The sequence below is a fragment of the Serratia sp. 2723 genome, assembly GCF_050434425.1.
In the GTDB taxonomy this organism is placed as follows: Bacteria; Pseudomonadota; Gammaproteobacteria; order Enterobacterales; family Enterobacteriaceae; genus Chania.
Genome location: NZ_JBNDIN010000020.1, coordinates 1 through 15,183, shown reverse-complemented (window position 1 = coordinate 15,183; position 15,183 = coordinate 1). Strand labels below are relative to the sequence as shown.

Below are 15,183 nucleotides of genomic sequence, written 5' to 3'. Positions count from 1 at the left end.
CCAAAGTAAATCACCGAATTTTCAGACCCACTCAAGCGGTCCCCCCTCACAGAAAATGGGAGCTGTTAGCCCCTGCTCTTTTGCCAAAAAAGGGATAATCTCAGCATACCCGATTGTCCTCTCATCCAAAGTAAATCACCGAATTTTCAGCCCCACTCGAGCGGTCCCCTCTCACAGAAAATGGGAGTTGTTAGCCCCTGCTCTGTTGGAAGTAAGGGGGTTTCTCAGCAAACTCGATTATTCCCCCTTCCAAGGTACATCACCGAATTTTCAGCCCCACTCAAGCGGTCCCCCCTCACAGAAAATGGGAGCTTGTTAGCCCCTGCTCTTTTGCCAAAAAAGGGATAATCTCAGCAAACCCGATTGTCCTCTCATCCAAAGTAAATCACCGAATTTTCAGACCCACTCGATCGGTTCCCTCTCCCTGTGGGAGAGGGTTAGGGTGAGGGGCCCGTTTTCTTTGCTTAACTGACCGCCACTATTCCTGCGGAATACTGATAAAAATTAGGCATTGCCTTAACATTCTGTTGTGTCTGATACTTCGATCACAAATTTCCATTATTGAAGACTTATGAAGCAACCAACCGAACACCCGGGCCTCAGCCCTGCATTGACGCTGTTAATCGCGATGGCCACCGGCCTGGCGGTGGCCAGCAACTACTACGCCCAGCCGCTGCTGGAAACCATCGCACAAAACTTTAATCTATCGGTTAACCAGGCCGGATTTATCGTCACTGCGGCCCAGTTAGGCTATGCGGTTGGCCTGCTGTTTCTGGTGCCATTGGGCGATATGTTTGAGCGCCGTGGACTGATCGTCTTTATGACGCTGTTAGCCGCCGGGGGTATGCTGATCACCGCCTCCTCCAGCACCTTATCGATGATGATCCTCGGTACGGCTCTCACCGGCTTGTTCTCCGTCGTGGCCCAGCTTTTAGTGCCACTCGCCGCCACTTTGGCGCTCCCGGCAAAACGCGGTAAAACCGTCGGTGTGATCATGAGCGGCCTGCTTCTCGGCATTCTGCTGGCACGTACCGTCGCCGGTGCTTTGGCAGCCCTCGGCGGCTGGCGTACCATCTACTGGGTGGCCAGCGTGTTGATGATCCTGATGGCCCTGCTGCTGTGGCGCGCCTTGCCACGCTATAAGCTGCATTCCGGCCTGAATTACCCTCAGTTGCTGAAATCCATCTTTTCCCTGTTCTGCTTCACCCCATTGCTGCGTACCCGCGCGATCATCGGTGCTTTGTCGTTCGCCAACTTCAGCGTGCTATGGACCTCAATGGCTTTCCTGCTGGCATCCCCACCGTTCAGTTACTCCGAAGGCGTGATTGGGCTATTTGGCCTGGTGGGTGCTGCCGGTGCGCTAGCTGCCTCACGCGCCGGTCATCTGGCCGATAAGGGCAAAGCAGGGCTAACCACCAGCGTTGGGCTGATACTGCTGTTGCTGTCCTGGATCCCGATTGCGTTGGCACCGTACTCTCTCTGGGCACTGATTATCGGCATCCTGGTGTTGGATCTGGCGGTACAGGGGGTACATGTCACCAACCAAAGCGTGATTTACCGCATCATGCCAGAGGCGCGTAATCGCCTGACCGCCGGTTACATGACCAGCTATTTTATTGGGGGTGCCGTGGGTTCGGTGCTTTCCGCTGCCGCTTATCAACATGCTGGCTGGAACGGCGTAGCGGCGATTGGTGGCGTATTATGCGTGCTGAATCTGCTGACCTGGTGGTGTGGCAAGCGCCATGACCCGCAGGGGCCGGCCAGCAGCTAATTAGCAAGAAAATAATAACCCTGGAAATTTATTAGGCCGCAGGGTGTAAAAATTACTTACACTCTGGTAATATTGTCGCGGTAAATTATTGGCGACCTATACACCCTGCGCCCCGGACCACCATGAACGACCTTACTCACGTAAGTTTTCCTTCTATCCCCTCCGGTAGGGTGTCGTAGTTCCCCACTCATTTACATAAACAAATCTTATCCATCTCAGCCTGCGGAACGGCAGAATTTGTGCCTTCAATCACAAGACCTTAGAGTCTGTGGCGTTAAGCATTTACAAACAACTTACAAATGACACGAATTGCTAAATAATTCCCCTGACTGAAGATTTACATTATTAATCACCATCGTTACTATACCGAACGAAATTAATGAGGCACTAAATTATGGAAAGCTCGTTTACCCCCATAGAGCAAATGCTGAATTTCCGCGCCAAGCGTCAGAAAGACTTCCCATACCAGGAAATCCTGCTGACCCGCCTATGCATGCATATGCAAGGCAAGCTGTTGGAAAATCGCAACAAGATGCTGAAAGCACAGGGTATCAACGAAACCTTGTTTATGGCTCTCATTACGCTGGATGCGCAGGAAAACCACAGTATTCAGCCTTCTGAGCTAAGCTCAGCCCTAGGTTCGTCGCGCACCAATGCTACCCGCATTGCCGATGAACTAGAGAAACGTGGGTGGATTGAACGCCGGGAAAGCGATCACGATCGCCGCTGCCTGCATCTGCATATGACCCAGGCTGGGGAAGCGTTTCTCGAACAATTGCTGCCACCGCAGCATAAATGTCTGCACTTTCTGTGGTCTACACTGAACGACGAGGAGCAGCGGCAGCTTGAAATGCTGACGCGCAAATTGTTGACCCGTTTGGATCAGATGGAAGTTTCAGAACAGTTATCCCAATAATTTCTGTTCAGGTAATCATTTTATGCGATCCCCGTTAAACTGGAGATTCACCCCGCTGTTCGCCGTTCTGTTGCTGGCGGGGTGCGCATCTACCGATAATATTGCCCCGCAATCCAAGATGATGGATCCGCAACAACTGCAGCTTGCCCAGCCAAAGGTCAGCTCGCTTGCCATCAGCCCGCAATGGTGGCGCACGCTTAACGATCCCCAGCTTGACAGCCTGATGACCCAGACGCTGCAAAACTCGCCTTCGCTGCAACAAGCGGGCGCTCGCGTGCGTGAAGCCCAAAGCGTGGCGGGTGAAGCCAGTGCCGCCAACGGCCCTAACCTGGATCTGAATGCCAGTATCAACCGTCAGCGTGTGGCACAAAACACCAACCTGGGTTTTGGCTATCTGCCCAATCCGGTGTATGAGTCCTCCAACTCGCTGGGTCTGAATCTGGCTTATGAGTTTGACTGGTGGGGCAAATATCGCAATCAGGTCAACGCGGCAAAAGCGCAGATCGATGCAGCTCGTGCCGAGCAGGCGCAGGCCGCTCTGACGCTGACCAGTTCGGTTGCCTCTGCTTATTACCAGTTACAGGCGAATTACGCGCTTGAGAATGTGCTGCAACAAGAGGTGGATAACAATCAACGCCTGGCAGACCTGCGCCAAAAACAATATCAAGCCGGGATCTACGGCGTGGAAATCCCGCAACAGACCCAGGCACAAGCCGACAGTGCCAAGCAGCAGATCATCCAGCTGCAGTCACAGATTGAACAACTGAAACACCAGTTGGCCGCCCTGGCCGGTCTTGGCCCGAATGCGATGCAGTCTCTGCATCCGGTGGCCATGCCAAGCGAAGAACAGTTAGCCCCCAAAGGCGAACTCACCGCGGATTTGCTGGGTAAACGCCCGGATATCGTGGCACAGCGCCAACTGGTGGAGTCCTATAACCAACGGGTCAGTGCGGCACGCAAAGAGTTCTACCCTAGCCTGTCGATCTCGGCCTTTGCTGGCCTGACCACCACCAACGTCGGCGGTACCAGCCCGAATCTGTTTGAAGCCGCCAGCCAGGCGTGGGGCGTGGTTCCAGCCATTTCCCTGCCTATCTTCCATGCCGGTGCGCTACGCAGCAAGCTGGGTGAAGAGTCTGCACTCTACGATCAGGCGGTGGGCTCCTATAACCAAACGCTCGTCAATGCGTTACAGGAAACGGCCGACGCCATCACCATTCAACAGAGCAGTAGCAAGCAGCTGCTGCAGGCAACCTCTGCCTCCCAATCCATGCAGGAGGTGTACCGGGTCGCCAACGCCAAATACCAGGCAGGGATTATTGGGCGTGATGAACTGTTGACCAGCCAGACGCAGCTATTACAGCAGCAACAGGCACAACTGAATGCCAGCAGCAACTTGATGCAGGCGAAGATAGCATTGGTACGCGCGTTGGGGGGTGGCTACCAGGCCCCGGCGGCAGCGGAACCTAAAGAATAATTTTAGAGCGTGGAGAATACCATGAGTGCAAGCGCGGAAACTCAAACCCCGCAGCAACCGGCTGGCAAAAAACGGCAGCGTAAATTCTGGCTGCTGTTGTTGACGTTTATTTTTGTGGTTATTGGGGTGGCCTATTTAGTGTATTGGTTCCTGGTGCTGCGTCATCACCAAGAAACCGACGATGCCTACGTGGCTGGCAATCAGGTGCAGATCATGGCCCAGGTTTCCGGTAGCGTGAACAGCGTTACCTTCGATAACACCGATTTTGTCCGCAAAGGCGATGTGCTGTTAACGCTGGATCCTACCGACGCCGAGCAGGCGTTTGAGCGGGCCAAAACCGCGCTGGCCAACAGCGTGCGCCAAACGCATCAGTTAGTGATCAACGGTAAGCAATACCAGGCTAACATTGCGCTGCGCAAATCCGATTTAAGCAAAGCAGAAAACGATCTCAAGCGCCGTGTCGTGCTGGGCAACGCCGATGCCATTGGCCGTGAAGAGCTGCAACATGCGCGTGACGCGGTAGACAATGCCAAAGCAGCACTGGAAGTCGCAGTGCAGCAATACAATGCCAATCAGGCGATGGTGCTGAATACGCCGTTGGATCAACAGCCCGCAGTGCTGCAAGCCGCCGCACAGATGCGCGACGCCTGGATGGCACTGCAACGTACCCGCATCGTCAGCCCAATCACCGGTTTCGTTTCGCGCCGCAGCGTGCAAGTTGGCGCGCAGATCTCTCCAGGGACGCCTCTGCTAGCCGTAGTGGCACCGGATCATGTCTGGGTGGATGCCAACTTTAAAGAAACGCAGATTGCCAATATGCGTATCGGCCAAGAGGCCACCGTAGTGAGTGACCTGTACGGTAGCGACGTGGTGTTCAAAGGCAAGGTCGTGGGTATCGATATGGGTACCGGCAGCGCGTTCTCACTGCTGCCTGCACAGAACGCTACCGGCAACTGGATCAAAGTGGTGCAGCGTTTACCGGTGCGTATCGAACTGGATGCGCAACAGGTTGCCAAGCATCCTCTGCGTATCGGCCTTTCTACGCTGGTCACGGTCGACACCACTAATCTGGACGGCCTGGTGCTCTCCGATACGGTACGTCAAAAACCGCTGTTTGAAACCAGCGCGCTGACGCTAGACCTGGCGCCGGTGGATCAGATGATCGCCGATGTGATCCATGCAAACGCCGGTTAAGCGAGCGGGAGACTACCTTGGCACAGAAACCGCTTGAAGGTGCCCAGCTCGCCTGGATGACGGTCGCGCTCGCCATGGCGACCTTTATGCAGGTGCTGGACTCCACCATTGCCAACGTGGCGATACCGACCATTTCGGGTAATCTCGGGTCTTCCAACTCGCAGGGAACCTGGGTGATCACCTCGTTTGGGGTGGCCAACGCCATCTCCATTCCGATCACCGGCTGGTTGGCGAAACGCGTGGGTGAAGTTCGCCTGTTCCTGTGGTCCACGGCGCTGTTTGCCCTGGCCTCCTGGCTGTGCGGTATTTCCAACAGTCTGGGCATGCTGATCTTCTTCCGCGTGATCCAGGGCGTGGTGGCCGGGCCGTTGATCCCGCTATCGCAGAGTTTGTTGCTGAATAACTATCCCCCCGCCAAACGATCGATGGCCTTGGCGCTATGGTCGATGACAGTGATCGTCGCGCCGATTTTCGGGCCGATCCTTGGCGGCTATATCAGCGATAACTATCACTGGGGCTGGATCTTCTTCATCAACATCCCGATCGGACTGTTTGTGATCCTGGTAGCCATGTCAACACTGAAAGGTCGGGAGACCAAAACCGAGATCAAACCGATCGATACCGTCGGGCTGGTGCTGCTGGTGGTTGGCATCGGTGCGTTGCAGATCATGCTCGATCAGGGCAAGGAGCTGGACTGGTTCAACTCGACCGAGATCATTGTCCTGACCATCGTCGCGGTAGTGGCACTGGTGTTCCTGGTGGTGTGGGAGCTGACGGACGATCACCCGGTAGTGGATTTGTCGCTGTTTAAATCGCGCAACTTTACCATCGGTTGTCTATGTATCAGCCTGGCCTATCTGCTGTATTTTGGGGCGATCGTACTGCTGCCACAGTTGCTACAGGAGGTATATGGCTACACCGCCACCTGGGCAGGTCTGGCGTCTGCGCCGATCGGGTTGCTGCCGGTGATCTTGTCACCGATTATCGGCCGCTTCGGTAACCGGTTGGATATGCGCCGTCTGGTCACCTTCAGCTTCATCATGTATGCCGTGTGCTTCTACTGGCGCGCCTACACGTTTGAACCGGGGATGGATTTTGGCGCTTCCGCCTGGCCGCAGTTCTTCCAGGGCTTTGCCATCGCCTGCTTCTTTATGCCGCTGACGACCATTACCCTATCTGGGTTGCCGCCGGAGCGCATGGCGGCGGCATCGAGCCTGTCGAACTTTACCCGTACCTTGGCGGGTTCTATCGGCACCTCGATCACCACCACGCTTTGGACCAGCCGGGAGGCGATGCATCACTCACAACTGAGCGAGTTTGTGAATCCGTTCAACCCGCAATCGCAGGAGATGTACAGCAAACTGGAGCAGCTTGGCATGAGCAAGCAACAGGCTTCGGCGTATATCGCCAACGAGATCACCGCGCAGGGGCTGATCATCTCGGCCAACGAGATATTCTGGCTATCGGCAGGGGTGTTCCTGATCCTGTTGGCGCTGGTCTGGTTCGCCAAACCACCGTTCAGTTCCGGGGGTGGCGGGGGCGGCGCCCACTGATCGGGTGACGCCCATAAACTCCAATGGAAGTGGCTAAAAATCTGCTGTGATATGGGGCGGTTCAAAGATGGACCGCCTCATAGAATTGAATAATGCTTTCCCCATCGACCTAATTTTGTGGATTTTGGGTACATAAAAGACAACAATAATGCCGCAGTGCCAGAAGGGATATTAGTTGAATTTATAAACTTTTCTAACAGGGAATCTCTGGGTTAAAAGCATGATAAAAAAAACACTGATCGCAGCAATGAGCCTTGGTATGGTTGGTTGTGCTGGCATGAAAATACCTGCCTACACAGAAGTCAAAGCAAGTCCGTATTATGATGAATGCCGCGAGTTCGCCGCCGATGTGTATAACAATGATGGGTACAGCAAACTCGTCAATGACACAGTACTACGCATGAACGAGCAAAAAGCTCAGGCTATCGTGTCTGGATGTGTGGTCACTATGGGGAAAAACAGTCTAGAAGAAGCCAAATTTGATATGAAACAAAAGGCCGTAACTTACGGAATCATCAGTGCTGCTTGCGACACCCCTTCGTGCCAGGCTGATACGGAACAACAGCTGAAAGCTTTTACCCTTGGCAGCTTTTATGCGACACAAAAGAAATTTCCTGAGGAAAAGAAAGTTGAGAAAGCTGATTTTTAAGAGCGAGCCAGATTATCGATCGTCAGTGCGCTCATTTTAGTATTATCCCTTCTCGTTGTTATTTTGCCCAATCCTCCAGTATCAGGTCCGTTAGCCGTTCAAACTTCCGCGTATTATTGGTCACCTGAATCGCACCGGTCGCAATGGATAGATCAAAGCCCTGGCTTTGCGGCCAGGGCTTTGTCATTAATCGGATTCTATATAGCGTAAAGCATTACGCCTGATTCTGACGCCACCAATCGGCCAACAGAATACCAGTTGCTACCGAGACGTTCAGGCTTTCTACTTTGCCAGTCCCGCCGATAGACACGCTCATATCACCCTGTTGCCAAGCGCTGTCACTCAGGCCATCACGTTCCTGGCCCAATACCAGCACCATCTTGGTTGGCAGTTTAGCCTGCGCCAACGGCGTGCCTTTATGGCTGGAGGTGGTGACGATGGTATAACCCGCTTTGCGGAACGTATCCAGCACGGAGAGGAAGTCATCGGCATTGATTGCCTTGATGTGTTCCGCCCCGCCTTCAGCCGTACGCACCGCGGCACCAGACTCCAGCACAGCTGGATCCTGAAGCAATACGCCGTTCACGCCAAAGTGAGCACAAGAACGAACGATCGCACCCAGGTTGTGTGGGTTGCCCACTTCTTCCAGTGCCAGCACGCAATCTTTGGCCGGTGCGTTCTGCAGGTAAGCCTGCGCATCCAGACCTTGACGCTTTTTAATCAGGAAGCACACGCCGCCGTGATGTTCGGTACCGGACGCTTTGGCCAGTTCCTCTTCATCCACCACATGGTAAGCCTTGCGGTTAGCCGCCATCCAGCGCAGTGCCTCACGGAAACGTGGGGTTACGGATTGCACAAACCAGGCACGGACGATGGCATCTGGGCGGCTGGCGAACAGGGCTTTACAGGCGTTCTCACCGTAAACACGCGTTTCTTCCGCACGTTGGCGGCGCAGCTGCTCGGGATCGATAAAGCTTTTGCCACTGATGCCACCATGATCGAACGCCGGTTCTTCTTGCGGAGCACGGGACACGGTTTTCCACGGTGATTCATAACCACCGCTGTCTTCGGTACGCGCCGGACGGCGAGGACGATCGCTTTCACTGCTGCTGCGGCGGGGATCGGTACCCCGACGGTCACCACCGCGCGCCTTATCCTGACCGGCACGGCCAGAGCGTGCATTGTCAGCCGGGCGGCCTTTGCCGTCAGGTCGTTTATTCTTGTTACGGTTGTCGCCGCTATCGTCGTCACTACGGACGAACATCACTTTAACTTTACCGTTCTTGCCACTAAATGAATCGTTCATTGTCTTCTCCACCAACGCGCAGGGCGCGAAGATTACCTGATGTTGGTGCGCTAAGCCACCAACTTGCGCTAAAAGCTGGCATCTATCAAATTCATCGAACAAATCACTTGGTCGAATGCCGCGCTTTTACCGATAATAAGCAACATTAAAAATACATATTCGCAGCTCATTATGCTGCGTCTCCCCAGAGGTAGCCATGAATACAGTTTGTGCAGCTTGTAATGCCACCAACCGCGTGCCGGAAGAACGTCTGGCGGACGGCGCCAAATGTGGCCGCTGCGGCCATGAATTGTTCGACGGTGAAGTGATTAACGCCACCGCCGCCACGTTGGACCAGCTCCTGCAAGACGACTTGCCGATCGTGGTCGATTTCTGGGCCCCGTGGTGTGGCCCATGCCGCAGCTTCGCGCCGATCTTTGAAGACGTGGCACAGGAGCGCGCTGGCAAGGTGCGCTGCGTGAAGGTCAACACCGAAGCCGAACCCGAGTTGAGCGCCCGCTTCCGCATTCGCAGCATCCCCACCATCATGGTGTTCCGTGAAGGCAAGATGGTCGATATGCTCAACGGCGCGATGCCGAAAGCGCCGTTCGATAACTGGCTTGACGAGCTAGTTTAACGTAAAAGCGTTTACTATGCCGCCAGTTGTTGTCGGCATCTCATCGGCTATGCCTAACCCAGAAAGCCTGTGCGCCTCTCCCGCCGGGCTTTTTTCTGCGCTACAATAGTGGTTTTTTCAGGATAGCTATGACTGACAACGCCGTACTTCGTCTGCGCCAAGGCCGTTTAGACCGCGCTACCCGCCCGTTTCTGGCCCGGGGTAGCCGCGCCGTACGCTGTCAGGGCTGTTTGTTGCCACAGCAAAACTGCCTGTGCGCCACTATCAAACCGCAGCAGGCCAATAGCCGCTTTTGCCTGATCATGTTCGGTGCAGAGCCGTTGAAACCCAGCAATACCGGCCGCCTGATCGCCGATATCCTGCCTGATACCCAGGCGTTTACCTGGTCGCGCACCGAAGTCGATCCGGGCCTGCTGGCGGCCATCAACGATCCCACTCGTCAACCCTACGTGGTATTCCCGGCCTCTTATGCCGATGCGGATCGCCCGGTGGTCAGCAGCCTGCCCACTGGTGGCAAGCCGCCTTTATTTATCATGCTCGACGGTACCTGGTCGGAAGCGCGCAAGATGTTCCGTAAAAGCCCTTATCTGAATCAGTTCCCGGTCTTTTCACTGAACGTGTTGGCCTCATCGGACTATTTGCTACGTATTGCCAGCCGCCCTGAACAGCACTGTACGGCAGAAGTGGCTGCCGCCCTGCTGCAACAGGCGGGGGATGAGCAGGCCGCAACCGGGCTGAGCCAACATTTCAATTACTTCCGTGAACAGTATCTGGCCGGGAAACCTCACCGCCCAGAGGCACCGGTCACAGCAAATCAGCCACAAAGCGCCTAGAATCAGACGATAATTTGCCTCTTTCAGGTAAACCGATCAGGAGCAGGAGCCGCACATGAGCCAGAGAGGGTTAGAAGCGCTATTACGTCCCAAATCGATTGCCGTGCTCGGTGCTTCGCAACAGCCCGGGCGGGCGGGCTACCTGATGATGCGCAATCTGCTGGCTGGTGGATTTACCGGCCCGATAATGCCGGTCACGCCGCGCTATAAGGCAGTCTGCGGCGTGATGGCCTATCCCGACGTGGCCAGCCTGCCGTTAACTCCCGATCTGGCTGTGCTGTGTACCAATGCCCAGCGTAACCTGGCATTGATCGAAGCCCTGGGTAAACGCGGCTGCAAAACCGCCATCGTACTTTCCTCCCCCGTGGAACAATTCGCCGAGCTGAAGGCCACCGCGCAACGTTACTCAATGCGCCTGCTGGGGCCAAACAGCCTGGGCTTACTGGCGCCTTGGCAAGGTATCAACGCCAGCTTTTCACCGGTCCCCATTCAGAGAGGCAAGCTGGCATTTATCTCCCAGTCTGCCGCCGTGGCGAACACCATTCTGGACTGGGCGCAACAGCGGGAGGTTGGCTTCTCCTACTTCATCGCGTTAGGGGATAGCCTGGATATCGACGTCGACGATCTGCTCGACTTCCTGGCCCGCGACAGCAAAACCAGCGCCATTCTGCTGTATCTGGAAAACATCAACGACGCACGGCGTTTCCTTTCCGCCTCCCGCAGTGCCTCACGCAATAAACCGATCCTGGTGATCAAAAGTGGCCGTAGCCAACAAGCACAGCAACTGCTTAACAGCCAGCAGGGATTGGACGCCGCCTACGATGCTGCCATCCAACGCGCCGGTTTGCTGCGTGTGCAGGATACTCACGAGCTGTTTTCCGCCGTGGAAACCTTAAGCCATATGCACCCGCTGCGCGGTGAGCGGCTGATGATTATCAGCAACGGCGCGGCCCCCGCAGCCATGGCGCTGGACGAGTTACTAGCCCGTAACGGCAAGCTGGCAACCTTGACCGAGGAAACGCAGGAGAAACTTAGCGCCGCCCTGCCGGAGTTTATTCGGCCCGGCAATCCTATCGATCTGCGTGATGATGCAACACCCAAGCGCTATCTGGCAGCTCTGCAACCGCTGCTCGACAGCCATGACTACGACGCCCTGCTGCTGATCCATGCCCCTAGCGCCGCCTCTCCGGGCACTGAGACCGCCGAACGGCTGATCGAGGCCATCCGCCAGCACCCACGTGGGAAACGCATTACGCTGTTAACCAACTGGTGTGGCGAATACTCCTCTCAGGAAGCTCGCCGCCAGTTTACCGAGGCCGGGCTCCCAACCTATCGCACGCCAGAAGGCGCGGTCACCGCGTTTATGCATATGGTGGAATACCGCCGTAACCAGAAGCAACTGAAGGAAACTCCGGCGCTACCGATTGGGCTTACGGCCAATACCGCCGCCGCGCACCAGTTAATCCATCAGGCGTTGGCCGAAGGAGCAAGCCAGTTGGATACCCATGAAGTCCAACCAATTTTGCAGGCTTACGGCCTCAGCACCCTGCCAACCTGGATTGCCAGTGACAGCGCCGAAGCGGTGCACATTGCCGAACAGATTGGCTACCCAGTGGCGCTGAAACTGCGTTCTCCAGATATCTCGCATAAATCCGAGGTACAGGGGGTCATGCTTTATCTACGAACCGCCACTGAGGTGCAACGTGCGGCGGAAGCGATCCTTGATCGGGTGAAGCGTACTTATCCGCAAGCGCGCATCCACGGTCTGTTGGTGCAAAGCATGGCTAACCGTGCCGGAGCACAGGAATTGAGGATTGCCGTCGAACAGGACGCGACCTTCGGCCCGCTGATAATGCTCGGCGAAGGCGGCATCGAATGGCGCAAGGAAAACCAGGTCGCCGTTGCCCTGCCGCCGTTGAATATGGCGCTGGCACGTTATCTGGTATTGCAGGCGGTGAAAGGGGGCAAAATCAGAGGTCGCAGCGCGCTAAGGCCGCTTGATATCCCGGGCCTGAGCCGCCTGTTGGTGCAGGTTTCCAACCTGATCCTCGACTGCCCGGAGATCTCACGTCTCGATATTCATCCGGTATTAGCCTCCGGCAGCGAATTTACCCTGCTGGACGTTTCCATGCAGTTAACGCCTTTCAGTGGCGATCCACAGGCACGGCTGGCGATCCGCCCTTATCCCCATGAGCTGGAAGAAAGCATTGAATTAAAAGACGGTTCCCAATGCCTGTTCCGTCCGATCCTGCCAGAGGATGAACCGGCGCTGAAGCACTTTATCGACCGGGTCACCAAGGAAGATCTCTATTACCGCTACTTTAGTGAGATCAACGAGTTTAGCCACGACGATTTGGCTAACATGACCCAAATCGACTACGATCGAGAAATGGCTTTCGTAGCGGTACGCGATGGCGAAGAGATCATCGGCGTGACGCGCGCCCTGTCAGATCCGGACAACACCGACGCCGAATTCGCCGTATTGGTGCGTTCCGATCTGAAAGGCTTGGGCCTGGGCCGGCAGCTGTTGATGAAAATGATTGGCTATGCGCGAGCGCAAGGCCTGACCCGCCTGACAGGCATCACCATGCCGAATAACCGCGGAATGGTCACGCTGGCACAAAAGCTGGGGTTCAAGGTCGATGTGCAAATTGACGAGGGGATTGTCAATTTAACCCTGCCGCTACAGGATGGGGCGAGGCCGTGACCGCTGTCGCAATGTAATACGAATCCACCACTTAACGCCAAAACATACGCACAATCGGGGCAACTAGTGGTATTATCGCCCGATTGTTCGAAGTATTGTGTTCATGAAAGTGGCGTTCCGGCCATCCAAATATGAGAGAAGAAGCGCACTGTGATGTTGTCAAAATTTAAACGTAGCAAACATCAACAACACCTTGCACAACTGCCCAAACTCCCCCAGACGGTTGCTGATGTCCGTACCCTTTTTACGCCGGCTGATTTCCGTGCAACGTTGCTGGAATCGATCGCTAACGCAACAACCCGTATTTATCTGGTAGCGCTCTATCTGGAGCATGACGATGCGGGCCGCGACATCCTCAATGCGCTCTATCAAGCCAAGCAGCAGCGCCCTGAGCTGGAGATCTGCGTGTTGGTAGACTGGCATCGCGCTCAACGTGGGCGTATCGGTGCAGCAGCGGCCAATACCAATGCCGACTGGTACTGCGCCATGGCGGCACAACACCCGCAGGTTTCGGTGCCGATTTACGGCGTTCCGGTCAATACTCGCGAAGCGCTGGGCGTACTGCATTTAAAGGGCTTTGTCGTTGACGATACGGTGATCTACAGCGGTGCGAGTATCAATGATGTCTATCTGCACCAGCATGAGAAGTATCGTTACGATCGCTATCAGCTGATCACCAATAATCTGTTGGCGGTGACTCTGTGCGATTACATCAAACAGCATCTGTTAACCGCCGGTGCCGTGCAGCGTCTTGATCGTGATGACAGACCCAAAAGCCTCGAGATCAAGAACGAAACCCGCCTGTTCCGTTTTGGCCTACGCCGTGCCGCCTATCAATTTCAGGGGAACGCCAGTAATGATGAGCTGGCCGTCACCCCGTTAGTCGGCCTGGGCAAACAGAGCATTCTGAACAAAACGATCCACCACCTGATGTCCAGCACCGATCAGAAACTGACGCTGTGCACGCCTTACTTCAACCTGCCAGCCTTGCTGGTGCGCAATATCATTTATCTGCTGCGCCAAGGGAAGCAGGTGGAAATTATCGTGGGTGACAAGACGGCCAATGACTTCTACATTCCTGAAGATCAGCCGTTCAAGATTATCGGCGCGCTGCCTTATCTTTACGAAATCAACCTGCGTCGCTTCCTGAGCCGCCTGCAACGCTATGTCGATACCGGCCAGCTGATTGTGCGCCTGTGGAAAGACGGCGATAACAGCTATCACCTGAAAGGGATGTGGGTCGATGACGAGTGGCAGTTGATCACCGGCAACAACCTCAACCCGCGCGCCTGGCGGCTGGATCTGGAGAACGCCATTCTGTTCCACGATCCCAAGCACGAAATGCAGGAACAGCGGCATAAAGAGTTGGAAACGATCCGCACCCATACCACGGTGGTGGGCCACTATCTCGAATTGCAAAGTATTCAGGAGTATCCGGTCAAGGTACGCAAACTGATCCGTCGTCTGCGTCGGATCCGTATTGACCGTTTGATTAGCCGTATCCTGTAAACTCGCTATAATTGACTGCACCACAGCCCGGCAACGCCGGGCTTTTTTGTCCATATTGAGACAGGATGTTTTCACTATGCGCCCACTCCGCCTGCTTATACTCCTTCCGGTACTGTTGTTCTCCAGTGGCTGTACCCACATGGCCAATGATAGTTGGACCGGCAAAGACAAGGCTCAACACTTTGTCGCTTCCGCTGCATTTGCGGCCACTGGCGCGGCTTATGGCGATCATCATAACTGGAATGAGGCACGTAGCCGCAGTTTTGGCCTGCTATTTTCGATTGGCCTGGGCGCGGCGAAAGAGCTGTATGACAGCCGGGAAGGCGGTACGGGCTGGAGCTGGAAGGATTTTGCCTGGGATGTGGCAGGGGCTGCGACGGGGTACAGTATTTATCATCTGGCGCGTTGAGGGCCGGTTAATTTAAGCCAGATCGAGTAATGACCCCTCACCCTAACCCTCTCCCCCAGGAGAGGGAACCGATCGAGCTCGCTGTTTTCTCTGCGTCATACCCCATCCTTAGGCTTACTCATCACTGCCGAAGTAATAAGGTTCCCATTTCCCGAAGCGGCACAGGCTTATCCACGACGCCGGTCTGCTCCCTCTCCCTCACTCGGGTGTTCAGGATGTTCCCGGTCGTTGCATTGGGAGAGGGCT

General features: G+C 55.3%; 12 protein-coding genes. 11 read left to right on the top strand and 1 reads right to left on the bottom strand.

Annotation, left to right across the window (positions count from 1 at the left end):
- Positions 1-571 precede the first annotated feature (571 nt).
- The 6 genes from ABIE29_RS21900 (at position 572) to ABIE29_RS21875 (ending at position 7,557) form a co-directional block, all read left to right on the top strand.
- Positions 572-1,771: an MFS transporter gene (locus ABIE29_RS21900; protein WP_429621268.1), complete on the top strand. Its 1,200-nt coding sequence runs from the start codon at positions 572-574 to the stop codon at positions 1,769-1,771.
- Positions 1,772-2,165: 394 nt separating this feature from the next.
- A complete protein-coding gene (gene mprA / locus ABIE29_RS21895) occupies positions 2,166-2,687 on the top strand; it encodes a transcriptional repressor MprA (RefSeq protein ID WP_429621266.1) in 522 nt (173 codons plus the stop codon).
- Between the two features lie 22 nt (positions 2,688-2,709).
- The gene (locus ABIE29_RS21890; protein WP_429621264.1) at positions 2,710-4,161 is read left to right on the top strand and encodes an efflux transporter outer membrane subunit; all 1,452 of its coding nucleotides are present in this window, start codon (positions 2,710-2,712) and stop codon (positions 4,159-4,161) included.
- 21 nt (positions 4,162-4,182) lie between these two features.
- Positions 4,183-5,355, top strand: a complete 1,173-nt coding sequence (gene emrA / locus ABIE29_RS21885) for a multidrug efflux MFS transporter periplasmic adaptor subunit EmrA (RefSeq protein WP_429621262.1) — start codon at positions 4,183-4,185, stop codon at positions 5,353-5,355.
- A 17-nt stretch (positions 5,356-5,372) separates the two neighbouring features.
- Positions 5,373-6,908 carry a multidrug efflux MFS transporter permease subunit EmrB gene (emrB, locus tag ABIE29_RS21880; protein WP_429621260.1) on the top strand — a complete coding sequence of 512 codons (1,536 nt, stop codon included), beginning with the start codon at positions 5,373-5,375 and terminating at the stop codon, positions 6,906-6,908.
- Between the two features lie 220 nt (positions 6,909-7,128).
- Positions 7,129-7,557, top strand: a complete 429-nt coding sequence (locus ABIE29_RS21875) for a hypothetical protein (RefSeq protein ID WP_429621258.1) — start codon at positions 7,129-7,131, stop codon at positions 7,555-7,557.
- A gap of 214 nt (positions 7,558-7,771) precedes the next feature.
- On the opposite strand, the gene ABIE29_RS21870 is transcribed toward ABIE29_RS21875, so the two are convergent.
- Positions 7,772-8,863, bottom strand: a complete 1,092-nt coding sequence (locus ABIE29_RS21870) for a tRNA/rRNA methyltransferase (protein ID WP_024484850.1) — start codon at positions 8,861-8,863, stop codon at positions 7,772-7,774.
- A gap of 196 nt (positions 8,864-9,059) precedes the next feature.
- Here ABIE29_RS21870 and trxC point away from each other — a divergent pair, with 196 nt between their 5' ends.
- From trxC to ABIE29_RS21845, 5 genes are all read left to right on the top strand, one after another.
- Positions 9,060-9,479 carry a thioredoxin TrxC gene (gene trxC / locus ABIE29_RS21865; RefSeq protein ID WP_429621256.1) on the top strand — a complete coding sequence of 140 codons (420 nt, stop codon included), beginning with the start codon at positions 9,060-9,062 and terminating at the stop codon, positions 9,477-9,479.
- A gap of 128 nt (positions 9,480-9,607) precedes the next feature.
- Complete coding sequence (locus tag ABIE29_RS21860; protein ID WP_429621254.1) at positions 9,608-10,312, top strand: tRNA-uridine aminocarboxypropyltransferase; 705 nt, start codon at positions 9,608-9,610, stop codon at positions 10,310-10,312.
- Between the two features lie 55 nt (positions 10,313-10,367).
- Positions 10,368-13,019 carry a bifunctional acetate--CoA ligase family protein/GNAT family N-acetyltransferase gene (locus tag ABIE29_RS21855; RefSeq protein WP_429621252.1) on the top strand — a complete coding sequence of 884 codons (2,652 nt, stop codon included), beginning with the start codon at positions 10,368-10,370 and terminating at the stop codon, positions 13,017-13,019.
- Positions 13,020-13,172: 153 nt separating this feature from the next.
- The gene (pssA, locus tag ABIE29_RS21850) at positions 13,173-14,528 is read left to right on the top strand and encodes a CDP-diacylglycerol--serine O-phosphatidyltransferase (protein ID WP_429621250.1); all 1,356 of its coding nucleotides are present in this window, start codon (positions 13,173-13,175) and stop codon (positions 14,526-14,528) included.
- Between the two features lie 76 nt (positions 14,529-14,604).
- Complete coding sequence (locus ABIE29_RS21845) at positions 14,605-14,937, top strand: YfiM family lipoprotein (protein ID WP_429621248.1); 333 nt, start codon at positions 14,605-14,607, stop codon at positions 14,935-14,937.
- The last annotated feature ends 246 nt before the right edge of the window (positions 14,938-15,183 follow it).